A 23,464-nucleotide genomic window follows, 5' to 3' on the forward strand; every position below is an offset into this window, starting at 1 on the left:
CCGGTGCGGGCTTGTGCCACGTCACCGGCTGGATGCAGAATATCAGTCGCGCAGCAGGTCGTTCAGGCTGGTGCTCGAGCGGGTCTTGGCGTCCACGGTCTTCACGATGATGGCCGCGTAGGTGCTGTAGGCCACGCCGTCCTTGGTGGTCTTGGGCATGTTGCCGCTGATCACCACGGAGCCCGAAGGAACGCGGCCGAACAGCGTTTCGCCGGTGTCGCGGTTGAAGATCGGGGTGCTCTTGCCAATGTACACGCCCATACCCAGCACGGAGTTCTCTTCGACGATCACGCCTTCGACCACTTCAGAGCGCGCGCCGATAAAGCAGTTGTCTTCGATGATGGTGGGGTTGGCTTGCAGGGGTTCCAGCACGCCGCCCAAGCCCACGCCACCCGAGAGGTGAACGTTCTTGCCGACTTGAGCGCAGGAGCCGACGGTGGCCCAAGTGTCGACCATGGTGCCTTCGTCCACGTAGGCACCGATATTCACGTAGGACGGCATCAGGATTGCGCCCTTGGCCACGAAGCTGCCGCGACGGGCGACGGCAGGAGGCACCACGCGCACGCCGGTGGCGGCGATTTCGGCTTCGCTCATGCCTTCGAACTTGGTGGGCACCTTGTCGAAGAAGTTCAGGTCGCCCGAGCGCATCAGCACGTTGTCCTTGAGGCGGAACGACAGCAGCACGGCCTTCTTGATCCACTGGTGCACGGTCCACTGGCCCACGCCTTCGCGGGTGGCCACGCGCAGCTTGCCGGTGTTCAGCTCGGCAATCACGTGCTCAACGGCATCAACCACTTCCTTGGGAGCGGCGGCGGGAGAAATGCTGGCGCGGTTTTCCCAGGCGTTGTCGATGAGGGTTTGCAGTTGTTGAGTCATGGATTTACTACTTCAGGTTCTCGATTGAATGAACTGGACGATGCGTTCGGCCGCTTCCCGGCATTCCGCAGTTTCGGCCACCAGCGCCATGCGCACGCGCTGTGCGCCGGGGTTGATGCCGTTCGCCTCGCGGGCCAGATAGCTTCCGGGCAGAACGGTCACATTGTATTGAGCCAGAAGGGCTTTCGCGAACTCGGTGTCGCTCTTGCCCAGAGAATCGGGCACCTTGGCCCACAGATAGAAGCTCGCGTCGGGCAGGGCCACATCCATCACCTTCGAGAGCATCGGGGTGATTTCGGCGAACTTCTGGCGGTAGAGAGCGCGATTTTCGACGACGTGCTGCTCGTCGTTCCAGGCGGCGATGCTCGCCATCTGGATGGTCGGGCTCATCGCGCCACCGTGGTATGTGCGATACAGCAGGAAGGACTTGATCAGCTCCGCATCGCCCGCGACGAAGCCGCTACGCATGCCCGGCACGTTGCTACGCTTGGACAGGCTGGTGAACATCATCAGGCGTTTGAAGTCGGTGCGGCCGAGCTTGGTCGCCGCTTCCAGCCCGCCGAGCGGCGCTTCGTCTCGGAAATAAATCTCGCTGTAGCACTCGTCAGAGGCGATCACAAAACCGTACTTGTCTGATAGCGCAAACAGCTTTTCCCATTCGGACAGAGGCATGACCGCGCCGGTCGGGTTGCCGGGCGAGCACACGAAGATCAGTTGTGTGCGCTGCCAGACTTCGTCGGGCACGCTGTCCCAGTCGACGGCGAAGTTGCGCTCGGCCACGCTGGGCGCGAAATACGGTGTGGCGCCCGAGAGCAGGGCGGCGCCTTCGTAGATTTGATAGAACGGGTTCGGGCTCACCACGGTCGCGCCGGGTTGGGTCGGATCGATCACAGTCTGCGCGAAGGCGAACAGCGCCTCACGCGAGCCGTTCACCGGCAGGATCTGGGTCGCGGGGTTGACCTTCACGCTGTAGCGGCGATCCATCCAGGCGACGCAGGCTTCGCGCAGCTTGATGTCACCAGCGGTGGCGGGGTAGGCGGCAAGGCCATCCATGCTATTTGCCAGAGCGTCCTTGATGAGCTGTGGCGTGGGGTGCTTGGGTTCGCCGATACCCAGACTGATGGCGCGATATTCGGGCGCGGGCGTGACTCCCGCAAAGAGTTGACGCAGGCGCTCAAACGGATACGGCTGCAAAAGCGAGAGCAGGGGATTCATGGTCGCCATTATGGTGGAAGCACAGACGGCCACGGCGCTCGCATTGGAATCAGCCGTATCAACGCTGTATCAACTTTGCCCGCGCTGGGCGCGGGCGCGCGCCATGGCGGCGGCGATCATGGCCTTCTTGGGATCGACCGCGGATGCGGGCGCCGGAGTCGCTACCTCGGCGAGGGACTCTGCCGCCACAGCCGCAGCTCGTGCGTTCGCCGCAGCGGCCGGAATGTGCCTTTGGCGTGCCAGATGGACGGCATAGCGGCTGCGGGCGTGCTCGGCCAGCGGTTCGCTCCATGCGGCCCAGCCCGTTGAGGCCCCGCTGATGTTGTCGAGAGAAATGCAGTCCACCGGACAAACCGGAATGCAGAGTTCGCAGCCCGTGCAGTGCTCGGCGATGACGGTGTGCATGCGTTTGTTGGCACCGACGATGGCGTCGGTCGGGCAGACTTTGAGACACAAGGTGCAGCCGATGCACCAGTTTTCATCGATCACGGCGAGCGTAAGCGGGCCTTCAAAACCGTTGTCGGGGTTCAGCGGGGTGGAGGATTGGCTGGTAATGGCGGCCAATCGCACTACACCTTCTTCACCACCTGGAGGGCATTGGTTGATGGCGGCCTCGTTGGCTGCGATGGCGCGGGCGTAGGCGGCGCAGTCCGGGTAACCGCAGCGCGTGCATTGCGTTTGCGGAAGAGCTGCATCAATGAGAGCGGCCAAGCCCTCGAGAGGCTTGGCCGCAGGTTCGACTGGCGTATTTTTGTTCGTTGGGGCGTGCTGCTCGGGCATGCCCAATGGTACGACGGTTCTACGCCGGTTCTTGCGCTGGATCAGGCAGCCTGACGCGTCAAAGGGGCGGCTTGCTGAACGGCGGGCTGGTGCGACAGGATGAAATCACGCACGCGTGGGTAGACCAGTTCGCGCCAGCGGCGGCCGCTGAAAATGCCATAGTGACCGGCCCCCGTGACTTCCATGTGCGAGCGGTCCTCCTTGGGAATGCCGGAGCAGATGTCCTGAGCCGCCTCAGTCTGGCCAGAACCGGAGATGTCGTCGAGTTCGCCTTCCACGGTCAGCAGGGCAGTGGTCTTGATGTCCTGAGGGCGCACGCGCTCGAGGTTGCCCTCGGGCGACTTCACGTCCCAAGTGCCTTCGACCAGGCTGTACTTCTGGAACACTGTCTGGATGGTTTCCAGATAGTAATCGGCGTCCATGTCGAGCACGGCGTTGTACTCGTCGTAGAATTTGCGGTGGGCTTCGGCGCTGGCGTCGTCACCGCGCACCAAATCCTTGAAGTAGTCGTAGTGACTGTTGGCGTGGCGGTCGGGGTTCATCGCCACGAAACCGCTGTGCTGCATGAAGCCGGGATAGACGCGGCGCCCCGCGCCCGGGAATTTCTCGGGCACACGATAGATCACGTTGTTCTCGAACCAGTCGATGGTGTGCTGCGTGGCCAGATTGTTCACGGCCGTCGGCGAGCGACGTGCGTCGATCGGACCGCCCATCATCGTCATGGACAACGGCGTCTTCTCGCCGCGCGAGGCCATCAGCGAGATTGCGGCCAGCACCGGCACGGTTGGCTGGCAAACGCTCATCACGTGGCAGTTGCCATAGATGGACTGCAGGTGACGGACGAAGTCCTGCACGTAATTCACGTAGTCGTCGAGGTGGAACTCGCCTTCGGACGTGGGCACCAGACGGGCATTCTTCCAATCGGTGATGTAGACCTTGTGGCCGCTGAGCATGGTCTTGACCGTGTCGCGCAGCAGGGTGGCATAGTGACCGGACAATGGCGCAACAATCAGTACCACGGGCTGACCCTTGAGTGCGGACAGCGTTGGCGGATCGTCGGAAAAACGCTTGAACCGACGCAGTTCGCAAAACGGCTTGTCGACTTCGATGCGCTCATGAATCGCGACTTCGACATCGTTTACCTTGACGGTGGCAATGCCGAATTGCGGCTTCTCGTAGTCCTTACCCAGTCGATACATCAGGTCGTAACCGGCGGCCATGCGCTGGGCTACGGTGGTCTGGCTGAGCGGCGTCTGTGGGTTGCTGAACATTTTGGAAGCCACTTGCGCGAGTTCGGCAAAGGGTTCCATCAAAGAGCGCTGAGCTTCGTAAATGGTGTAGAGCATCAGTGGGGCCACTTTCAGTAATGTTGCAGTGCAATATAGCAGGGGTTTTGGGCGATTGTCAGAGAGTGGAATCACCTACTAAACGTGGGACAACACGCTTTCAGAGGCAATCTTCCCGGGTTGACCCACAAACACATTGCAAACTTTTGTTATTAAACGACACCTGCCGATTAACTTTTACTGGCGTCGGAGCGATCACCGGGTTCGGCTCCGAGGAGATTGACTGAAATCAAGTGTGGCACCTTTGGGTTACGCAGGCTTTACAGGGAGGATCCACTCACATGTGTGCATGGAAATCTGTCAAGCGCGCAGAGATGCAGTACGTTTCGACACGGATTCAGAGGTTTTGAACAGGAACGTTCATCAAGAGCCAGGCCTCGAAGGCCTCACGTGAACTGTTGCGCAGAGCGCGCCGGAAGACTGTCTTGTCGCCCAAGTACAGGCAGTGCCGGATCACCGTGTAGGGGTTGAAACTGCTGCCGGGGTTCTGTTCGTCGAAGAATTGCTTGTAGCGCTTGACGACGGCGATGTTCTCTCGCAAAAGCGCGTTGAAGCGCGCTCGTGTGACGCCGGGCGCCCAGGCGCGAACGTCGTCCACGAACATGTCGACCTTGTGTGCGTCGAAGTCGAAATCCTTGAAGAAATGCTGCGCGATCTTCAGAAATGTAAATGCGTTGAGTTCGCTGCCCATGGCGACGGCCTGTTGTGGCTCGTCGCCAGCATCCGCGTCATTCAGATTGGCCGTCTCGTCCACGGCGCGCAGCAGTTCGGCGTCGGTTGCGTCGCGGATCTGGCGGAATTCGCGGTCAGCCAGCTCGAACAAGGCGGAGAGCACATTGATACGCCGCTTCAGTTCGGCGGGAATCGACTTCTTGTACTTGATCTTGTGATCCAGCACGCTCCACGAATCCTGAATGATGGTGCGCACCTGCAGCTCGAACGGAATGTGTGCGTAACCCGCGTTCTCGGGCAGGGCTGCCTGCTCGGCGTTGAGCCGCAGGTCCAGATGCAGCCCCTTGTAGCCGAATGAGGCCTCGGTACTTTCGACCGCGCTGACCTTGTCGGTCACGTCGATCACATCAAAATAATGGCTGACGATCTGCGCCACTTTTTCCAGCTCGTCCTCGTAGAGGCAGACCACGCGCAGGCCGATCAGGTCGGTGATGTAGTCCTGAATCTCGTAGTCGATGCCGGATTCCTCCAGCGTCGCACGGTACTTGCGCGAGAACTTGCGCAAGCATTCCTCGCGATCCTTGACGCGGCCCTCGACTTTGGAGATCTCGATGCCTTCCACCTTGGAGAGCACCGACTGCAGCAAAGCCATATAGAACGCGCAAGCGTGTTCCAGAACGGGCAGTTCCTGCACATAGTATTGACGGAACGCGTGTTCCTCAGCGGGGAGATCGTTTTTGTGGGCCAGATTCGAAGCCATGCGCAGTACATCCAGAAATTCGGGCGCACCACAAGACTTGAATGCTGCGGGCTGCCGGTGCGGGGATGCTAGTCCAATACTTGCTCTTGGCAGGCAAATGCCTGTAGGAGAAAGCCACAATTGAAAGTCATGATGCGCTTGAGCTAGCGATAAATCAATCGCTGTCCAGATTCGGCTGTCAGCCGATCTGGAGTTCGGCCATCTCGTTCGGGCTGAATGCGGCGCTCGGCTTGGTGCGCGCGATCTGCATGATTTCGCGGGCGGGCAGGTGCTTCAAGCGATGATCGCTCCATACCTGACGCCAGCGCCGTGCTCCGGGTAGACCGTTGCGCAGTCCCAGCATGTGGCGCGCAATCGAATACCAGTGCGTGCCGAGCTTCGCGGCTTCGTATTCCATGTAGTCCACCATGCGCTCTTCGACCAGCTCACGGGTGAGCCCGTTCGGAGCATCGCCATAGAACACCTCGTCCCAACGAGCCAGCCACCACGGGTTGTGATAGGCCTCGCGGCCCACCATCACGCCGTCGAGCACTTCGAGCTGATCGAGCACCGCGCTGTCCGCGACGAATCCGCCATTGATCGCAATCGTCAGTTGCGGAAAGTCCTTCTTCAACTGCGCCACCACGTCATAGCGCAGGGGCGGAATTTCGCGGTTCTCCTTGGGCGACAGGCCCTTGAGCCAGGCGTTGCGCGCATGGGCGATGAAGACCGTGCAACCCGCTTCGGCCACCGTGCCCACGAAATCGCGCACAAAGCTGTATTCCTCGACCTTGTCAATGCCGATACGGTGCTTGACCGTCACCGGCACGGACACCGCATCCACCATGGCCTTCACGCAATCGGCAACGAGCTGCGGCTCGTTCATCAGGCAGGCGCCAAAGGCGCCGCGCTGCACCCGCTCGCTCGGGCAGCCGCAGTTCAGGTTGATCTCGTCATAGCCCCATTGCTCGCCAAGCTTGGCGCTGTGGGCCAGATCGCTCGGCTCGCTGCCACCAAGCTGCAGCGCGACTGGATGCTCCGCCTCACCAAAGCGCAGATGGCGCTCCACATCCCCATGCACCAGCGCGCCGGTCGTCACCATCTCGGTATAAAGCAGCGTGTGGCGGCTCAGGAGGCGGTGCAGGTGGCGGCAATGACGGTCCGTCCAGTCCATCATCGGCGCTACGGAGGTGCGCCATGGGCTGAAATCGGTGATGGTGGAAGTGGTGTGTTGTTTCGTATTCATGCTGAGGCTGGGCACGGCGCGAGGCTCATTCTGGCCTGTCCACAAACGCCGCAAGAGCACGAACGCACCGAATGCTCAGTCCAGTTCGCCTCTGGTGAAAGGTGATATTGTGCACTTGTAAGATTTATGCATGCAGCAGCAAGGCCTTCATTTGCTAGCGCCGGCGTGTCATGGTCAAGTCTTTTCAGACACCAAGATAAGTAATTTCAGGCCTTGGCCTGTTCATATGCAACCGGTGACTGGTATCCCAGCGACGCACGGCAGAGTCCACCAGCTTGAGGTCTTTGCAGACTTGCCCAACCGGCAAGCCTTGCTCTTTGATCATCATGATGACTTGCAGCTTGAAGGCCGCGTCGAAAGTTCTACGGGATGTGGATGTCATGTTCTGTATGTCCTCAGGGATTCGTTGTTCCCTTATCGAGGTGTCTGTTCAAATTGGACCATGACACCCCGATTGCCGGTTGGCAAAGTCTCCACTAACCTCGCAAGTGCCGACGAGAAACGATCAAGCCAATGAAGTCCTTGGCTTGGCAAACTTCATTCCGACAAGGGGTGCTGGTTTCATCTGGAGCGCTAAACTCTGAAACTAAGTTACATCAAAAATTGCGCTGGAGGCGTGAATGCATTTCGACATAGTGATTGTTGGCGGAGGTGCCGGCGGGCTGGAACTTGCGGCCCAGCTCGGTAGGCGGCTGGGCAAGACGCTTGGAGGTGAGCGCATTCTGCTCATCGACAAGTTCCCGTTCCATATCTGGAAGCCCACCCTGCACGAGGTGGCGGCGGGCACGCTCGACGCGCATCAGGAGGGGCTCTCCTACACGGTGCTGGCCCGGCGCAATCACTTCAGCTTCACGATGGGTGAGTTCAGCGGGCTCGATGCGCGCGGCAAGACCATTACGCTGGCGGCCATTCACAAGAACGATGGCGAAGAGATCGTGCCCTCGCGCACCATCAGCTTCAAGCGGCTGGTGCTGGCGCTGGGCAGCGGCTCCAATTCGTTCGGCACGCCGGGCATCGAGAACGCCTACCTGCTCGAGAACGTGCGCGACGCCCAGCGCTTTCATGCTGATTGGCTGAGCGCCAGCGCGCGTGCCTCGTTCGCGAGCAACCGGTCGCTGTCGATCGCCATTGTCGGCGCGGGTGCGACTGGCGTGGAGCTAACAGCAGAGCTGCTCGAGGCCCATGCCGCGTTGCTCGAGAGCCTTGGCAGCAACCAACGCTTTCGGCTCGACATCACGCTGGTCGAGGGCGGCGATCGCATTCTGGGCGGGCTGCCGCCGCGCATCTCGGAGCAGGCGACCGTGGCGCTCAGGCGCAAGCAAGTGAAGGTGCTGCTCGACACCCGCGTTCAGGAGCTCAAGAAGGGCGTGCTGATCACTTCGGCCGGAGAGATCGCGGCGGACTTGATCGTCTGGGCGGCCGGTATCAAGGCGGCGGATTCGAACGCCCAGATCGGCCTCACGGTGAACCGCATCAATCAGTTCGTGGTCGACAACCATCTCCGCACCAGCGTGCCCGAGATCTACGCCTTCGGCGATTGCGCCGCCGCGCCTTGGGGAGACGACAAGACCGTCCCCGCGCGCGCGCAGGCCGCACACCAGCAGGCCACGTATCTCTGCAAGGTGCTGGGCGCAATGCTGCGCGAGCACGAGGTCGATGAGCCCTATGTCTACCAGGACTTCGGCTCGCTGGTTTCGCTGGGCGACAACAAGGGCGTCGGCAACCTGATGGGCGGCCTCGCGGGCAAGAACTTCTTCGTCGAAGGTCTGATCGCCAAGTGGATGTACATCTCGCTGCACCTCATGCACCACAGGGCGATTCTCGGCATCGGCAAGACCGGGGTGCTGGCGCTCGCGCGGCTGCTGCAGCAGCGGGTGTCTGGGCGGCTCAAGCTGCATTGAGCGTAGTCTGGCCATTCAAAACTGGGTCGGCAGACTTGGCGCCATGCGGCGAACGCATTCATGCATTCGCCTGCCGATGGTTTGCTTGCCCGGATCGGCTGCGTTTTTCAACAACGTGCCCGCATGCAGCATGGCGGTATAGCTGCCGTTGAGGGCTAGGTAGTTGAACAGCCGGGTGGCCTTGTCGCTTGGGTAGGGCAGGTCGAACAGGCCGGATTCATCGAGATAGAAATCCGCAACCTCATGCCGGATCATCCAGCCCTGAAGCTGGCTGATCCGCGCGCTGACGATAGGATCGGCACTTTGTGTTTTGCTCAGGGCGCGCGTGGCGAGAAAGACCGCCATCCAGTTGCCATGCTGCGCGGCGAGCAGCAGGTCGCTCCACAGTTTCTGCGCTTCGAGATACTGGGTCTTGGCATCCCATGACACTTTGCCCTGGAAGGCCAGTTCCCGGGTGAACAGCCAGGTACGGACCTGCTGGGCGGAGCGCAGATATCGCGTGACTGCGGCCTGATGCGGCACTGGGCCGATCTGCTCCGGCGAACGGCAGGTGAACTTCAAAACGTTCACATCCATCTGGTCGAAGACACGGAGTTTCTGACTGATTTCGGAAAAGTTGATGCCGGGATTTCGCCAGTGTTGGGGCAGGGTGCCCAGCCATGCGAATTCGTCTTCATTGGCCGCCACCGCGCGGTCATATCGGCGCTGCTCCTCCTTACGCTCGTTCTCCGCTTGCTCTCGAACATTTCTGTGCGTGTCCACCTCTTTCCACCAATCGGTGGGCAAAGGCGTCAGCGGCTTGATGCAGCCCTGAAATGCCTCCTCGTCCAGCGCCCAGCAGGCATCGGCGATTTCATATTCCATCTTGAAGCTCGAGGTCTCCAACCGATACCGGGTCTGCCCGGGCTGGCGTGTGATGCCCACCGAGCCCGCCCGCGTGGTGTCGCCGCGATACACCACCTTTTCCTCCCCCACAAGCCATCGATAGGTATCGACCGGCCACGATGATGGAGCGCCGGGAAGGCGCCCCAGATGGATGCGATGGGTGCTTGTGTCTATGGGTGTCAGCGCGGTGGTCTGCCCCATGGTGGGCAGCAGCAAGGCTGCGAGCAAGGTCGTCAGCAGGATTTGGCGAAGCGTGCGGGGAGGCTGCATGAGCTGGCGATCGGCAAAGGGAAGTTCGGGAATCCTACGTGACTGGCGTTGCTGGTGCATTGCTGGAGAGCTGCTTTGGTCCCGGTTTTGTCTGAAGCTGTGTATTCCTGCCTGAAGACGTGGTGGCAGTGTTGAGGGTGACTGGTTTCTCAGCGAAGAGTATCGCCTCGCCTGTCTGGAGAAACTTCGGTGGGGTGATGTATTCGTCTGCTCATGCTGCGGCTGTGTCGGCCAAGCCTATCGAGCCAGTCGTACCCGCTTGATGTGTCCGGGCTGTCAGTACCAGACAACGGTGACCGCAGAAACCATCTTTGAAAAAACACGAACACCCTTGCGTGTATGGCTGACTGCTGCGTGGTATCTGACCAATCAAAAGCAAGGCGTGAGCGCAATGGGCTTGCAGCGTGTTCTGGGTCTGGGAAGCTATCAGACGGTGTGGACGATGCTGCACTGCTTTCGTCGCGCCATGGTGCGACTGCGTAGAGCCCAAAACGAGCCGACGCGACGCAGGAGTCACATTGACAAGGTGCAAGTGGTCATTGCAGTAGAAATTCACGAACTCAAGGACATTGACATCTCACGCTACTCGCAAGATGAACTGGATGCGATTGCGAGAAAATTGAATGAGCGGCCCAAGAAGACCTTGGGGTATAGAACCCCGGCTGAGATGTTTAACGAGTGCGTTGCATCGATCGGTTGAATCCACAGCCAAAACCTGACAGTCACATTCCAACTAACAGGCCCTTATTCAGATGCAAAAGGATAAGTGCACAATGGGGCGATCATCCTAATTAATTCGTTGTCGACATCTCAAAATATCGTTGTTAGAATTTCACTTCGATAGTCAGTGTTCGTGTTTTTGAACTATTTACTCGGAGTGTTAATCGATGAATAAAATACGAATTGCAAAATTCACATTATTGATATTGACGCCCGCAATCTTCTGGGCTTGTGGTGGTGGCGGTAATAACCCTAACTCACCGGCGGGAAATAACGGCTTTCTGATCGGCGGAACCGTCGCTGGCCTTGTGAACGATAAAAAGGTCGTTCTACAGAATAATGGAGATGATGAACTCAGGGTTATCCAGAACGGTAATTTCGTATTCAACAAAATCGTGGATCCCGGAGCAAATTATTCGGTTACCGTGAAGATCCAACCAGACGGATTGAATTGCGCAGTCGATGCCGGCTCAGGTAAAGCGATTGCTGATATTAACCATGTTAAAGTGGAATGCACTCCGACGTCTGTAACAGGCATCGCACAACTTGTAGGCAACTGGGATAAGCCAGATTCTTGTCGCCCTGTTTGGAAAGGAGTCGCCTATGCGTATGACTTCCTTGGTATTAATATGCAAGAAAATATGCCAACCATAACGTATGGAATGCATGTTTACAATACCAGTGATTGCAAGACCGATTTTTGGTTCGATTTTTATTATTATAAAGAGGCAGCCACAACAGTGCGCTCGACCTTTGTATATAAAGACATTCCTATATTCCGTTTATCACTCTTTATAGATAATCAAGAAAGATTGGAAGTTTTTTGGATATCTCATCAGCAGAAAAAAATATGTTGGATGGTCGATAATCTGGAGGAAACTGATGAAGCGCTCGGTGAAAAAATTATCCTCATCCCGAATTCGCCCTCGCCTTGCTATTCTCGATCAGAATAAAGAAATGCACCGATTTGAAGACTGGACTGTGAAAAAGATGGATGTGTGTTTTTTTACGTAATATCCACATGAAGGCAAGTGCATGATAGTTGTTGACAGGCTGTTATTGCCGGGCCGAACTTTCAACCCAGACTGTCTGGCATGACTTTCAACGGAAGGAAATGGGCGGAAGCGGATAGGATTGAACATAAACCCGACATAAGCTGATGTTGATTTTTCCGGCCTACATTGGACTTCAAGAAAATCAACATCGACCCACTTCACCGCTTCAGGCCCAGCTCGCCATTAAGTTTCAGAGCCGCACCCGTGCACGCCTCACCCGGCTCACCCAGTAACGCACCCGTCCGCATTGACGAGATCGCACAGCGCCATCACCTCGGCATCTGGCCGTCCAAGATTCGCGCTGAGTTGTGCGACCACTCCGATGCCTTCCGCAAGCTGTCGGTCGAGGGCTGCGGATCGATCCGCGAGATCGCGGCGGGCAATGGCGTCGGCTTGGGCTTGCGCGGCTACTAAGCGGCGCGAGAGCGACCCTACCGACGCTCCGGACGCATGCAGCTCGCCGGAGGTGCGCGGCGCTGGCCGGAAGTGGTTGCCCGACAGTCGGCCTCGGCAGATGAGAGCAGCCTTGCAGGCCAACATCAAAAGAGATTTACAAGGCTGAGAATCGTCGACCAGGCCAGCTCAAGCAAAGCCCACGCAGAAAATAATCCGTTCACCACAAGAAAAAGCGCGCCAACAATAATTACTAAAGTGATGAGTTGCACAGCCTTCATACGGTGAAGTCTCCTGAAAAACCAATTCAATGGTCCATCTTAGGTTGGTTATGTACTGTCCTCCTCTGGTTCGAATCTTGCCGATCACTCCATGGATCGGATTTGACTCAAATGGTCAGGAAAACCGCATGTATTTGATACTGTTGTGTTGTTCAGTATGTGGCTTCGGAAGCTAACTGGATACTCCTTGAAAAGTCAGTATTCAATAGAATCCATTTGAAGAGCAAGGTGCAGACACGCAAGTGCCGGAGCAGTCGGTTTTTTGCCTATGGCGCAATCACGCGCCGCCAGTCATTACAAAGTGGCGGTGACGCCGCCATCCACATACAGGATGTGCCCGTTCATAAAGCGCGATGCATCGCTGGCAAGGAAAATGGCTGCACCGGTCAAATCCTCTACATCACCCCAGCGCTGCGAAGGCGTGCGTCCGACTAGCCAGTTGGTAAATGCTTCGTCTTGTACTAACGATTGCGTTAATTCGGTTTTGAAGTAGCCCGGCCCCAATCCGTTGACCTGGATGCCATGCTTGCCCCAATCAATCGCCATGCCTTTGGTGAGCATCTTTACAGCGCCCTTGCTGGCGCTGTAAGGGGCAATGCCGGGGCGTCCCAGTTCGCTTTGTACCGAGCAGATATTGATGATCTTGCCGCGCCTGCGCTTGATCATGTGTTTGGCTACCGCTTTGCTGACGAAGAAGACGCTGTCCACGTTGGTGCGCATCAAGGTATGCCAGTCGACTTCGGAAAACTGCTCAAGCGCGCCGCGTCGCTGCATGCCTGCGTTGTTGACGAGAATGTCGATGGCGCCGTAGTTTTGTTCGATACGCTCGATAGCTGATGTCACCGCATCGCCAGTTGTTACGTCGAAGGGGGATGTCAACGCATCGTGGCCTTCGTCCTGCAGCAAGGCGGCTATCTCGTCCAGTTTTTGCGCGTTCCGGGCATTGAGGATTACTCTGGCTCCCGCACCCGCTAGACCGCGCGCTAGTGCAAGTCCAATGCCTGCACTGGAGCCGGTAATCAGCGCTGTTTTGCCGGTGAGATCGAATTGCGCAAGCGCTGGTGGCTGGGATGACGGAGACACGGTGTGTTTGACTTTCAGTCGATTGATAAGGTTGATGAAGGCATGGGCAGCGTGTCATGCCTGTGAGCGAGCAGTGCGCCCCTTATTTCTCGATTTTGACGCGTTCCAACAGGCTGGAGAAAAACGCGGATTGTGAGGCCATGTAAGCACCAAAAGTGTCAGGGTCTGTGTAGATGGGGGTCAGATTTGCTTTGTGCATCGTATCGATGAAGCTTGGCTCTTGAGCCGTTTTCTGTGCAACGTTGCGCAAGTACTTCACTACTTCAGGAGACGTACCTTTGGCGACGCCCAGTCCTCGCCAAGTGCCCAATGTCAGGTCCACGTTGCGTTCTTTGAGCGTAGGCACTTTGTCGTACATGCCGCTCAAGCGCTTTTCCGACATGACCACCAAGGGTCGCAGTTTGCCTTCCGCTACATAGGGGCCGATCTCTGCCGGACTCACAACAATCGCATCAACGTGCCCACCCAGCAAGGCCAACACGCTCGGCGCTGAACCTTGGAACGGAACATGGGCGAATTTGACTCCCAGCTTGTCCTCCACAGCAGCGGCTGTGAGATGCCAGATCGAGCCAAAGCCTGAGTTGCCCAGGTTGATTCCCTCGGGCTTTTTGCGCGCACTGGCCAAGAATTCTTCAATGGTCTTCCACGGTGCATCGGCACGCACGGTAATGGTAGCCGGGTCTGCGTTCAAGCCTGCAATCGGAATGAATTCGGCAGATGTGAACTTGGCCAGCCTCATTCCTGGAATGGTGGCTAGCTCGGAAATCAACACGCTGACTTTGTAGCCGTCTGCCAGAGCGCGTACGACCTCACCCAAGCCAATAGCACCGCTGGCGCCGGGACGGTTGGTCACAATCACGGGCTGCGACACGAGCTTTTTCGCTGCATCGGCAAAGATCCGGGCCATGGCATCGGTGCCTCCACCGGGGGATGACGGAACCACAAGTTCAATGGGGCGAACAGGATATTCGACTGCATGAGACAAGGTGCTCAGGGTGAGCACATCGCAGAACTGACTTGTCACGAGGAGAGCAGAGCGAGCGCATCCTCGATATACTGTTGTTTTATCCAGTGTATTCGCTTTCTGGAGCTAACTGGAGACCCCTTAGGTTTACGCAGTCAAAATTTCCACCCGCTCATACCCGATGATCGCCGACAGCCCATCCCCCTTTGCTGCCACTGCCGGAGCACACAGGCTTGCCGGAATGGAACCTGCGAGCCTGTCGCGGCTGGGTGTCTGGAAAGGGGGCGATTGGCAATCGGCGAATGACGATATGGTTGCGCGGGCCTTGTCGTCGGGTTATGCGGGGCTGGATGCGGAGTTGCCCGGAGGTGGCTGGCCTGTGGGGGGAATGTCGGAAATTCTGCTGCCGGGCTCATCGCATCCGGAGTGGAGTCTGGTGGCGGGGGCGCTGGCCCGGGTGCTTTTGGAGCGGGGCGTGCAGCAGCATGCGGTGCTGGTGGCACCGCCGTTTCAGGCGTTTGTGCCGTTCGCGGAAGTCGTTGGCGTGGACGCGCGGCAGTTGTGCTGCGTGCATCCTGAGCGGTCCTCTCTTGAGATGATGAAAAAGAAAGGGCCGCAGTTTGCCGATGCCAGCAGTGTCTGGGTGAGCGAGCAGGCATTGCGCTGTCGCGATGTATGTGCGGTGCTCGTGTGGCTGCCGCATGCACAGTCGCAGGCGCTCAGGCGTCTGCAGTTGCTGGCGGCGCAGCAGCGGCAGTTGCTGTGGGTGTTTCGGCCCGAGCAGGCGCGCTTGCAGTCGTCTCCAGCGCCTTTGCGGCTATGGGTGAGCGCGCAGGAGAAGACGCTGCAGGTACAGGTGATCAAGCGCCGCGGCCCGCCGTTGGTTGCGCCAGTGGAGTTGCCGCTGCTGCATGGGCGCCTGATGGCCGAACTGGCAGCGCAGGTACAGCGCAAGGAGCGTGCTCATGCGGATGCAACGGCGATGCTCAGCGCGCTCAGGCAACCCAAAAAGGAGGCGTCTCATGCATTGGATGGCATGGCGTTTGCCTCTCGGAGATGAGCAGCTTGCAAGCATGCCGGCATCCGCTATTGAGGCCTGCGGCTGGTGGGCGCTGCTTTTCACGCCCAATGCGGCTGTGCTGGATGAAGCTTTGTTGCTTGATGTGCAAAGTACCGAGCGGCTGTGGGGCGGGCGCGCTGCACTGAGGCGTTTGTTGCTGGAACACGCTCCGTCACCGCCGATGCCCGATGAGTCTGCCGATGCGCGCCGCCGTTGGGCCGAGGGGCCAACAGCCTTGCAGGCGCTGGCGCTGCTGCGTCTCAAGCAGAGTGGCGAACCACGTCCGTCGCAGATTCCGCAAGGCTTGCCGATGCATACGTTGACGGCGCTGAAACCTCATTTGTCGACGCTCAACAATCTGGGATGCCGCACGGTGGGCGACGTGCGTGCCTTGCCGCGCATGGGCGTGGCGCGCAGGTTGGGGGCTGAGTGCCTGTCGGCGCTTGACCAGCTTTGGGGTGAGCGGGCCTGTCCGTTGTCTTGGCTCGAGTTGCCGGAACATTTCGATCTGGAGCTGGAGCTGCCCTACATCGCCGCCTCATCGGCCGATTTGCTGCATGCGGCCGAGCATCTGCTGACTGCATTGCAAGGCTGGTTGCGAGCTCGTCATCTGGGCGTGTTGCGGCTCAGAATGCGGTGGCGACATGATTTGCGGCGGCTCGATGGAGTCGACCTGGCGCCTTGGGGCGAGATGGAGTTACGCACGGCGCTGCCGCTGCAGGACCTGGTGCATCTGCAGCGCTTGCTGGCAGAACACATGGCGCATGAACGATTGGCTGCACCCGTCAATCGGCTCATGCTGACCACGTTGGAGATTGAACCGCTCAGACAGACGACTGAAAACCTGCTGCCCAAGGCTGGCAATGAAAGCAGTGGCGAGCCATGGCACCAGTTTGTCGAGCGGGTGAGTGCGCGTCTTGGGGAGGAATGCCTGCGTGTGCCACAGAGGCAGGCCGATCATCGACCGGAACATATGCAGACTTGGCAAAGCGCCAGCCATGCAATGAGGCAAGGAATGCGACGCAAGACAGAAATGGAAGCCGATCCGCGTGCCGCTCTTTGGCCTGCATGGCTTTTGCCCGAGCCTCAACAGCTTGCCACCAGGCAACACAGGCCTTGTCTGCATGGGCAGACGCTGAGCCTCAAGGCGGGCCCGGAGCGATTAGAAAGCGGATGGTGGGAGGCTGAAGACGCATTGCCCAAAGAGGGCTCCGTCGGTCCGCAGGCCACACCCGGGAGCAGCAGGCGAGATTACTTCGTTGCACATAGTGCTGCTTCGGGTTGGGTCTGGATTTTTCGGGAAACCAGCACGCTTGACTGGTATCTGCACGGATTCTACGGATAAACGCCATGTCCCGGAAAGTCGCCGACACCTTGCCGCCAACGCTTGCCTTGCCAGGTTATGTGGAGCTGCATTGCCTGAGCAATTTCAGCTTTCAGCGCGGGGCATCACATCCATCCGAACTGGTTGAGCGCGCTGAGCAACTGGGCTATGCGGCACTGGCCATCACCGATGAGTGCTCCGTGGCGGGGGTGGTGCGAGCATGGCTGGCGGTGCAGCATCTAACGGCCAAACGCAAAGAGGCTCAGAATAAAGGCGAAGCGTTGCGAGATTTCGAGCTGCCCTTGCTCTATGGCAGCGAGTTCCAGTTCGGCGACCTGTGCATCGTCGCACTGGCACGCGATCTGCAGGGTTGGGGCGATTTGTGCGAGTTCATCACAGCCGCACGCGGAGCGGCGCTCAAGGGCTCTTACCGGCTGACGACCGAGTCTTCCTGGCGGTTGCTGCATGGCTGCGAATTGCTGATTGCGCCGCATCGCGCCGCCTTCATGAAGGCGGATGGCGGCGTGGCGTGTCTTGTGCAGGCATTGGAGAGTGCACGGGCCATGCTGGGCTGTGATTTCGCGATTGCGGTGGAGTTGCACAAGGGCTCGGGCGACAGCCTTTGGCTGCAGATGCTGGAGCAGGCGGGCGAGCAATTGAATTTGCCGCTGGTTGCTGCGGGCGGTGTATTGATGCATGAGGCGGAGCGCAAGCCGCTGCTTGACGTGATTACCGCCGTGGGATTGAGCTGCAGCGTGGCGGACTGTGGTCTTGCTCTGGATGCCAACGCAGAGCGCCATTTGCGATTACGCGCTGAGTTGGCCGCAGTTTATTTTCCGACATTGCTGACAGCCACGCTTGCTATCGCGAATCGTTGCAAGTTCAAGCTGGATCAGATCCGCTACAACTATCCGCTGGAAACCGTTCTGCCGGGAAAGAGCGCTCAACAGACGCTGGCCGCACTCACATGGGAGGGCGCGCGCAGTCACTATCCACACGGCATTCCGCTCGACATACAGAACCAGATTTACAACGAACTCGATCTGATCGGTGATCTCGCATATGAGATGTACTTTCTGACCGTGCACGATATCGTGCGGCAGGCGCGCAAACTGGGGATTCTTTGTCAGGGCCGAGGCTCTGCGGCCAACTCGGTGACCTGCTATTTTCTTGGAATCACTGCTGTGAAGCCCGAGACAGGCAATCTGCTGTTCGAGCGCTTCATCAGCAAAGAACGCAAGGAGCCACCAGACATCGACGTCGACTTCGAGCACGAGCGGCGCGAAGAAGTCATCCAGTACATCTACGATAAATACGGCCATGACCGCGCGGCGATCACGGCCGTCGTCATCAGCTACCGGCTGCGCAGCGCGCTGCGCGACGTGGGCAAGGCATTGGGCGTGGCACCGGCCCTGGTCGATGCCTTCGCAAAAGACCATCATTGGTTTGACGATGCAGCGGCTGAAGATCGCCTGCTGGGCCTGGCCCATGATGTGAGCGAGACCATCAGCGCGCATACGGCGCATTGGTGGTTCAGATTGACGAGAGAGCTGTACGGCTTTCCGCGCCATCTGAGTCAGCATGTGGGCGGCTTCGTGCTCACGCAGGACAAGCTCACGCGCCTCGTTCCAGTGGAGCCCGCGAGCATGGAAAAGCGGACGATCATCCAATGGGACAAGGATGACCTCGACGCGATGAATCTGCTCAAGGTCGATGTGCTGGCGCTGGGCATGCTCACCGCGTTGCGCCGCTGTCTGGATATGCGCAACACGATTCGCGAGCGACCGTGGACGCTGCTCAGCGAGATTCCCCATGAGGACCCCGCAACCTACGACATGATCTGCGCGGCCGACACCGTGGGCACTTTCCAGATTGAAAGTCGTGCCCAGATGAGCATGCTGCCGCGTCTGCAACCGCGCGAGTTCTATGATCTGGTGGTGGAGGTTGCCATCGTGCGGCCCGGGCCGATTCAGGGCGGCATGGTGCATCCGTATCTCATTGCGCGCGAACGCAAGCGCAAAAGACTGGAGTTGGAACTCGAAAAGCCGGAACTCAAACCCGCGCTGGAGCGCACGCTCGGCATCCCCATCTTCCAGGAACAGGTCATGCAGATCGCCATGGCGGCCGCCGGTTTTTCTGCTGCCGAAGCCGATTCGCTGCGCCGTTCCATGGCCGCATGGAAGCGCACGGGCGGCGTGCATCACTTCAAGGAACGTGTGATCGAGGGCATGGTTGCCCATGATTACAGGCGCGAATTTGCCGAGCAGATCTTCCAGCAGATGCTGGGCTTTGGCGAATACGGTTTTCCCGAAAGCCATGCCTACAGTTTTGCCTTGCTGGCCTATGCGAGCGCGTGGTTCAAACGTCATGAGCCCGCATGCTTTCTGGCCGCGCTGCTCAATTCGCAGCCCATGGGCTTCTACACGCCGTCGCAGCTCGTGCAGGATGCACGCAGACATGGCGTGCGGGTGCTGCCGGTGGATGTCACGCAAAGTCAACGGCTCTGCACGCTTGAAGCTCCGTTGGAGCCGCTTCGCAATGTTGAATTTTCACAGCCCGCCGTGCGACTGGGGTTGAATTTCGTCGCGCATCTGGATGCTTCAGCGGCTGAGCGTTTGCTGCAAGCGCGCACGCAAGCTCCATTTGAGAGCGCACAGGATCTGGCCCTGCGCGCACAGCTCGACCGCCACGACCTGCAGGCGCTGGCGGCGGCCGATGCGCTCATCAGTCTCTCGGGCCATCGTCGCCAGCAGATGTGGGAGGCCGCAGCTCAGTTGCGTGCGCCGCCCTTGCTGCGCGAGGCTCCCACGCACGAGGACCGCCTCGAGCTGCCCGAGGCGAAGGAAGGCGAGGCGATTCTGTTCGACTACAGCGCCACGGGCCTCACGCTGCGTCAGCATCCGCTGGTTCTGTTGCGCGCGCGACTGAATCGTTGGAAGATCCGCACCGCAGCGCAACTGCTTGAGGTGCCCAACGGCCGCCGGGTGCGGGCGGCGGGCATCGTCACCGTGCGCCAACGCCCCGGCACGGCCAAGGGCACGATGTTCGTCTCGCTCGAAGACGAAACCGGCACGGTGAATGTGGTGGTCTGGCCGTCGATGCTGGAGAAGTGGCGTGATCCGCTGCTGCGCTCGCGCATGCTGGCGGTGGAAGGCCTCTGGCAATGCAGCCGCCCCAACGAGGGCACCCCGCAGCACGCAACACGCCATCTGATCGCTGAACGGGTGAAGGATCTCACCCCGTTGCTTGGTCGTTTGGGTCCGGTGCTTAACGGCAGCCGGGATTTCCATTGATTGTTTGAATCTGAAACGACATCGTGGCAGATCAGGACGTTTGATCGGCGAAAATTTGAAGGTTTTTGCACTTACCCAGCGCGTGATGGCAATGCTGCCTCAGGTCCGAAAATTCGCCATGACTTTGGCGCAGGGCTCCACGCCGCCATTGCTGACACTTGTCTTTGCGGACAGCTCGCGCTGGAGCTTCGATGGGTCTCCAACGCTGAGAACCAGGTTCGGCGACAACAGGCGGTAAATGGTGATCGAGGTGGAGGCAGCTCGACAGCGCTGTGCGGAGAAAGGCCCTGAGTCTCAGCAGGAATGCATACGGGTGCGCGAAGTGAAGTGGAACACGCCCAATCATTCGGATCCTATGCAGAACGCCCATACCAAAGCGTTCAATCTCGGCTTGAAGGAGATGTTCAAGGGGGAGGTGGATTGGAAGGGGGCGGAAGACTTTAGCTACACAGGCCCCTGGCAGCTTCTGAGGCCAGATGCCATTGATGGCTTCAAGCACGCTCAAGGTTCACGCTCGCTGGAGTTTGTCGATAAATACCGGCTGCGAAAGCAGGCAAAGGCCATGCCTGATTTCGTATATGTTCACGTGGGCCGGATGTTCCCGCGTTCGCCCTAGTAGCTCAGCACATCGCGGACAAATCCCCCGCGCCCTCCATCCGCCACAGCGCCTCAGACAGCGCTGCACTGCGTTCCCCACCCAGCACTGGCACCGCCAGTTCGATGAACTTGTCGTTCAACTCCACATCGGTCAGCGGCATGTCTGGATCGCCCTTGCGGGTGGGTTGCAGCATCAAATGCTCCTTGCCGTCGCGCGTGATGATCGTGACTTGGGCCGAGCGCTGGCCGGGGAATTTGCTGTCTGCCGCTGGGTCGACTTGCAGCTCGATGCGTGACATCAGTGCGCGGATGGCGGGGGCGGTGAGGCGTTCGGAATCGAACGCCGCGAGGCGCACGCTGCCGTGGATCAGTGCGGTCGCGACCACAAATGGGATGCTGAAGCGCGCTTCGGGAGCGGTGGTGGGGTTGGTGTTTCCGGCCACGGCAATGGCGGGTGAGTAGGTGGCGATGATGATGCGATCAATATTTTCTGCAGCGATGCCGTGTTGCTGCTGCAGCGTGAGCGCCCCGTCGATGGGTGCGAAGGTGTGGCCGCAGCAGGCGTGGTTCTTGAAGGTCATCGATGTGATGTTGAACTGCGCATGCAGATCGTCGAGTGCATGGGTCCAGTCGGGGCCGTTGCTCATGGCCCGGCCCAATCCGACCTCGCCTTCGAATACGTCGAGCGAGGAGATCACGCCTTGCTGCGCCATCAGCGCGGCGGTTACTCCGGCTTCTGCGGCGCGGCCCGAGTGCAATGGTTTGGCCAGCGAGTCCAACTTGAAGGCCTGTTGCAGGCCTGCCGCGAAGGTGGCGGAGAGGGCGATGGCATTCGCGGTCTGCACGGCATTCAGGCCCAGCAGGTAGGCCGCAGCGGTGGCTGCGCCAAAGGTGCCGACGGTGCCTGTGTTGTGCCAGTGCTTGTAGTGCGTGCGGCCCATGGTGCGACCAATGCGGGTGGAGGTTTCGTATCCGGCAATGGAGGCCTTGAGGAACGCCATGCCGTTCACGTTCAGCGCTTGGCCGACGGCCATGGCGGCCGAGAACGTGGGCGCACCTGGGTGGTAGATGGCCTCACGGTAAATGTCGTCCACCTCGGCGGTGTGCGATGCCGTGCCATTGATGAGCGCGGCTGCGCGCGTGGATGCGGCGCGGCCGAGTGGCAAACGGGCACGGCCCTGATCGAGTTCGAGCGCGAGCGATTTTTCCACCATCGGCGTGGGCGCCATCGGGTAGCCCGCGAGCAGCGCGCCATACCAGTCGACCAGCGCGCGCTTGGCGTGGTGAATCACGTTGTCGCTCACGGCGGCAGTGTGGAAATCGGCGGTGTACTGACCTAGCTTTTCGCTGACGAACATGATGATCTGGCTCCGAAAAAGAGTGGGAGTTTTTGTCTCTGCGGTTTGCAGGAATGCCCCGATCATCAAGGGAAACGCCCACGTGCGGGAAGACGAGTTGTCTTTTAGATATGTTATTTGGTTATTTCTGAAAGCGAAACGGGAAGAACTGGAAGCGGCGATGCCACTGCATCATCCAGTCATCGAACCACACCGCTTTGAGGCAACCGAAAATGGATTTCACACTCTCCCAGGAACATCAGGAATTCGCGGACAGCGTCGCGCGCTTTGCCAAGGACAAGCTGGCACCCGGAGCGCTGGAGCGTGCCCATTCGCCGCATTATTCGTGGGAAACCGCCAAGCTGCTAGCCGAGCAAGGTCTGTTGGGCATCACCTTTCCCGAAGAAGACGGTGGCCAGGGCGGCACGCTGATGCATGCGGTGCTGGCGATCCAGCAAGTGGCTCTGCATTGCCCCAAGAGTGCGGACATCGTGCAGGCGGGCAATTTCGGTCCTATTCGCACCTTCGTCGAGTACGCTTCGCCGGAGCAGAAGCAGCGTTTTCTGCCTGACCTGCTTGCTGGAAAAAAACTCATCTCTTTGGGCATGACCGAGCCGGATGCGGGCTCTGCCGTGACCGAGCTGAAGACCAGCGCGACGGCCGATGGCGATGATTTCATCATCAACGGCAGCAAGGTGTTCTCCACCCACAGCCCGGAGGCCGAGCTGTTTCTGATCTACGTGCGCTTTGGCCCCGGCGTGGGCGGCATCGGATCGGTGCTGATCGAAAAGGGAACGCCCGGCTTCGAAGTGGGCAAACCATCGAACTTCATGAACGGCGAGCAATGGTCGCAGCTGTATTTCGAGAACTGCCGCATCCCCAAGGCCAACGTGCTGCTCGGCGCGGGCGGATTCAAGAAGCAGATCTCGGGGTTCAACGTCGAGCGTCTGGGCAACTCCTCGCGTGCGCTGGCGCTGGGTCGCTATGCGTTCAACCACGCCCGTGAACATGCGCTGACCCGCAAACAGTTCGGCCGCGAACTCTGCGAGTTCCAAGGCCTGCAGTGGAAGTTTGCCGAGATGTGGATGAAGCTCGAGCAGGCTCAACTGCTGCTCTACAAGGCCGCGCTCGAGGGCGAGCACGGCCTGCCGAGCGCACAGAGCACGGCCATGGCCAAGCTCGCCTGCAACATGGCGGGTTGGGACGTCTCCAACGACGCGCTGCAGGTCATGGGCGGCATGGGCTTCAGCCAGGAGGCGCTGATCGAGTATTGCGTGCGTCGCACACGCGGCTGGATGATCGCGGGCGGCTCCATCGAAATCCTCAAGAACCGCATCGCCGAAGGCGTGTTCGATCGCACTTTTTCGCAGCGCGCACCGAAGGCGCAATAAGCCCGCGCCGCAATCATCCTTTGACGGAGACAAGAC

Annotated in this window: 20 protein-coding genes and 1 pseudogene; 9 read left to right on the forward strand and 12 right to left on the reverse strand. The window is 59.3% G+C overall.

The annotated features are described in order from the left end of the window. Window positions 1-42 precede the first annotated feature (42 nt). From dapD to G7047_RS09350, 7 genes are all read right to left on the reverse strand, one after another. Entirely contained in the window at window positions 43-876 is an 834-nt protein-coding gene (gene dapD, locus G7047_RS09320) for a 2,3,4,5-tetrahydropyridine-2,6-dicarboxylate N-succinyltransferase (protein WP_166303957.1), read from the reverse strand. Between the two features lie 12 nt (window positions 877-888). Then, window positions 889-2,091: a succinyldiaminopimelate transaminase gene (gene dapC, locus G7047_RS09325; protein ID WP_166303960.1), complete on the reverse strand. Its 1,203-nt coding sequence runs from the start codon at window positions 2,089-2,091 to the stop codon at window positions 889-891. Between the two features lie 69 nt (window positions 2,092-2,160). Continuing rightward, window positions 2,161-2,871 carry an RnfABCDGE type electron transport complex subunit B gene (locus tag G7047_RS09330; protein WP_166303963.1) on the reverse strand — a complete coding sequence of 237 codons (711 nt, stop codon included), beginning with the start codon at window positions 2,869-2,871 and terminating at the stop codon, window positions 2,161-2,163. Window positions 2,872-2,912: 41 nt separating this feature from the next. After that, on the reverse strand, window positions 2,913-4,217 hold the full coding sequence (locus tag G7047_RS09335) for a polyhydroxyalkanoate depolymerase (protein ID WP_166303966.1): 1,305 nt from the start codon (window positions 4,215-4,217) through the stop codon (window positions 2,913-2,915). 337 nt (window positions 4,218-4,554) lie between these two features. Next, window positions 4,555-5,649: a GTP pyrophosphokinase family protein gene (locus tag G7047_RS09340; protein WP_166303969.1), complete on the reverse strand. Its 1,095-nt coding sequence runs from the start codon at window positions 5,647-5,649 to the stop codon at window positions 4,555-4,557. A gap of 178 nt (window positions 5,650-5,827) precedes the next feature. Then, window positions 5,828-6,874: a tRNA dihydrouridine(20/20a) synthase DusA gene (gene dusA, locus G7047_RS09345; protein ID WP_166303972.1), complete on the reverse strand. Its 1,047-nt coding sequence runs from the start codon at window positions 6,872-6,874 to the stop codon at window positions 5,828-5,830. 184 nt (window positions 6,875-7,058) lie between these two features. Then, on the reverse strand, window positions 7,059-7,256 hold the full coding sequence (locus tag G7047_RS09350) for a transposase (protein WP_205904750.1): 198 nt from the start codon (window positions 7,254-7,256) through the stop codon (window positions 7,059-7,061). 238 nt (window positions 7,257-7,494) lie between these two features. Here G7047_RS09350 and G7047_RS09355 point away from each other — a divergent pair, with 238 nt between their 5' ends. Continuing rightward, the gene (locus tag G7047_RS09355) at window positions 7,495-8,775 is read left to right on the forward strand and encodes an NAD(P)/FAD-dependent oxidoreductase (protein ID WP_166303976.1); all 1,281 of its coding nucleotides are present in this window, start codon (window positions 7,495-7,497) and stop codon (window positions 8,773-8,775) included. Between the two features lie 15 nt (window positions 8,776-8,790). Here G7047_RS09355 and G7047_RS09360 read toward each other — a convergent pair whose 3' ends face one another. After that, on the reverse strand, window positions 8,791-9,930 hold the full coding sequence (locus G7047_RS09360; protein ID WP_166303980.1) for a hypothetical protein: 1,140 nt from the start codon (window positions 9,928-9,930) through the stop codon (window positions 8,791-8,793). Window positions 9,931-10,069: 139 nt separating this feature from the next. Here G7047_RS09360 and G7047_RS09365 point away from each other — a divergent pair. The 3 genes and pseudogenes from G7047_RS09365 to G7047_RS09375 all read left to right on the forward strand — a co-directional run. Beyond that, window positions 10,070-10,537: pseudogene (locus G7047_RS09365) on the forward strand (transposase); the annotation flags it as partial. A 280-nt stretch (window positions 10,538-10,817) separates the two neighbouring features. After that, window positions 10,818-11,603 (forward strand): DUF4369 domain-containing protein, encoded by a 786-nt coding sequence (locus tag G7047_RS09370; protein ID WP_166303983.1) that lies wholly within the window; start codon window positions 10,818-10,820, stop codon window positions 11,601-11,603. Window positions 11,604-11,909: 306 nt separating this feature from the next. Beyond that, window positions 11,910-12,119 carry a hypothetical protein gene (locus G7047_RS09375; RefSeq protein ID WP_166303986.1) on the forward strand — a complete coding sequence of 70 codons (210 nt, stop codon included), beginning with the start codon at window positions 11,910-11,912 and terminating at the stop codon, window positions 12,117-12,119. 125 nt (window positions 12,120-12,244) lie between these two features. Here G7047_RS09375 and G7047_RS31335 read toward each other — a convergent pair whose 3' ends face one another. The 3 genes from G7047_RS31335 to G7047_RS09385 form a co-directional block, all read right to left on the reverse strand. Beyond that, on the reverse strand, window positions 12,245-12,379 hold the full coding sequence (locus G7047_RS31335) for a hypothetical protein (RefSeq protein ID WP_256376833.1): 135 nt from the start codon (window positions 12,377-12,379) through the stop codon (window positions 12,245-12,247). Window positions 12,380-12,673: 294 nt separating this feature from the next. After that, window positions 12,674-13,462: a glucose 1-dehydrogenase gene (locus tag G7047_RS09380; RefSeq protein WP_166303989.1), complete on the reverse strand. Its 789-nt coding sequence runs from the start codon at window positions 13,460-13,462 to the stop codon at window positions 12,674-12,676. A gap of 82 nt (window positions 13,463-13,544) precedes the next feature. Beyond that, window positions 13,545-14,369: a tripartite tricarboxylate transporter substrate binding protein gene (locus G7047_RS09385; protein WP_166303992.1), complete on the reverse strand. Its 825-nt coding sequence runs from the start codon at window positions 14,367-14,369 to the stop codon at window positions 13,545-13,547. A 298-nt stretch (window positions 14,370-14,667) separates the two neighbouring features. On the opposite strand from G7047_RS09385, the gene imuA reads away from it, so the two are divergent. The 4 genes from imuA to G7047_RS09405 all read left to right on the forward strand — a co-directional run bounded on the left by imuA (window position 14,668) and on the right by G7047_RS09405 (window position 20,719). Beyond that, on the forward strand, window positions 14,668-15,486 hold the full coding sequence (gene imuA / locus G7047_RS09390) for a translesion DNA synthesis-associated protein ImuA (protein WP_166303995.1): 819 nt from the start codon (window positions 14,668-14,670) through the stop codon (window positions 15,484-15,486). Window positions 15,487-15,499: 13 nt separating this feature from the next. After that, a complete protein-coding gene (locus G7047_RS09395) occupies window positions 15,500-16,831 on the forward strand; it encodes a DNA polymerase Y family protein (protein WP_240939424.1) in 1,332 nt (443 codons plus the stop codon). Window positions 16,832-16,836: 5 nt separating this feature from the next. Then, window positions 16,837-20,103, forward strand: coding sequence for an error-prone DNA polymerase (locus tag G7047_RS09400; RefSeq protein WP_166304004.1), 3,267 nt, complete (start codon window positions 16,837-16,839; stop codon window positions 20,101-20,103). Window positions 20,104-20,341: 238 nt separating this feature from the next. Further along, window positions 20,342-20,719 (forward strand): hypothetical protein, encoded by a 378-nt coding sequence (locus G7047_RS09405; RefSeq protein ID WP_166304009.1) that lies wholly within the window; start codon window positions 20,342-20,344, stop codon window positions 20,717-20,719. A 4-nt stretch (window positions 20,720-20,723) separates the two neighbouring features. Here the strand turns inward: G7047_RS09405 and G7047_RS09410 are convergent, their stop codons facing one another. Continuing rightward, complete coding sequence (locus G7047_RS09410) at window positions 20,724-22,058, reverse strand: MmgE/PrpD family protein (RefSeq protein ID WP_166304014.1); 1,335 nt, start codon at window positions 22,056-22,058, stop codon at window positions 20,724-20,726. A 212-nt stretch (window positions 22,059-22,270) separates the two neighbouring features. Between G7047_RS09410 and G7047_RS09415 the strand changes: the two genes are divergently transcribed. Continuing rightward, window positions 22,271-23,428 carry an acyl-CoA dehydrogenase family protein gene (locus G7047_RS09415; protein ID WP_166304019.1) on the forward strand — a complete coding sequence of 386 codons (1,158 nt, stop codon included), beginning with the start codon at window positions 22,271-22,273 and terminating at the stop codon, window positions 23,426-23,428. Window positions 23,429-23,464 lie beyond the last annotated feature (36 nt).

The organism is Diaphorobacter sp. HDW4A, assembly GCF_011305995.1.
Lineage (GTDB): Bacteria > Pseudomonadota > Gammaproteobacteria > Burkholderiales > Burkholderiaceae_C > Diaphorobacter_A.

Bases quoted from the DNA above. Each gene is read 5' to 3' on its own strand.
- G7047_RS09410 (WP_166304014.1), bottom strand. From the start codon at position 22,058: ATGTTCGTCAGCGAAAAGCTAGGTCAGTACACCGCCGATTTCCACACT.
- G7047_RS09385 (WP_166303992.1), bottom strand. From the start codon at position 14,369: ATGGCCCGGATCTTTGCCGATGCAGCGAAAAAGCTCGTGTCGCAGCCC.
- G7047_RS09355 (WP_166303976.1), top strand. From the start codon at position 7,495: ATGCATTTCGACATAGTGATTGTTGGCGGAGGTGCCGGCGGGCTGGAA.
- dapC (WP_166303960.1), bottom strand. From the start codon at position 2,091: ATGAATCCCCTGCTCTCGCTTTTGCAGCCGTATCCGTTTGAGCGCCTG.
- imuA (WP_166303995.1), top strand. From the start codon at position 14,668: ATGGAACCTGCGAGCCTGTCGCGGCTGGGTGTCTGGAAAGGGGGCGAT.
- dapD (WP_166303957.1), bottom strand. From the start codon at position 876: ATGACTCAACAACTGCAAACCCTCATCGACAACGCCTGGGAAAACCGC.
- dusA (WP_166303972.1), bottom strand. From the start codon at position 6,874: ATGAATACGAAACAACACACCACTTCCACCATCACCGATTTCAGCCCA.
- G7047_RS09330 (WP_166303963.1), bottom strand. From the start codon at position 2,871: ATGCCCGAGCAGCACGCCCCAACGAACAAAAATACGCCAGTCGAACCT.
- G7047_RS09415 (WP_166304019.1), top strand. From the start codon at position 22,271: ATGGATTTCACACTCTCCCAGGAACATCAGGAATTCGCGGACAGCGTC.
- G7047_RS09350 (WP_205904750.1), bottom strand. From the start codon at position 7,256: ATGACATCCACATCCCGTAGAACTTTCGACGCGGCCTTCAAGCTGCAA.
- G7047_RS09370 (WP_166303983.1), top strand. From the start codon at position 10,818: ATGAATAAAATACGAATTGCAAAATTCACATTATTGATATTGACGCCC.
- G7047_RS09340 (WP_166303969.1), bottom strand. From the start codon at position 5,649: ATGGCTTCGAATCTGGCCCACAAAAACGATCTCCCCGCTGAGGAACAC.
- G7047_RS09395 (WP_240939424.1), top strand. From the start codon at position 15,500: ATGCCGGCATCCGCTATTGAGGCCTGCGGCTGGTGGGCGCTGCTTTTC.
- G7047_RS09405 (WP_166304009.1), top strand. From the start codon at position 20,342: ATGGTGATCGAGGTGGAGGCAGCTCGACAGCGCTGTGCGGAGAAAGGC.
- G7047_RS31335 (WP_256376833.1), bottom strand. From the start codon at position 12,379: ATGAAGGCTGTGCAACTCATCACTTTAGTAATTATTGTTGGCGCGCTT.
- G7047_RS09400 (WP_166304004.1), top strand. From the start codon at position 16,837: ATGTCCCGGAAAGTCGCCGACACCTTGCCGCCAACGCTTGCCTTGCCA.
- G7047_RS09360 (WP_166303980.1), bottom strand. From the start codon at position 9,930: ATGCAGCCTCCCCGCACGCTTCGCCAAATCCTGCTGACGACCTTGCTC.
- G7047_RS09335 (WP_166303966.1), bottom strand. From the start codon at position 4,217: ATGCTCTACACCATTTACGAAGCTCAGCGCTCTTTGATGGAACCCTTT.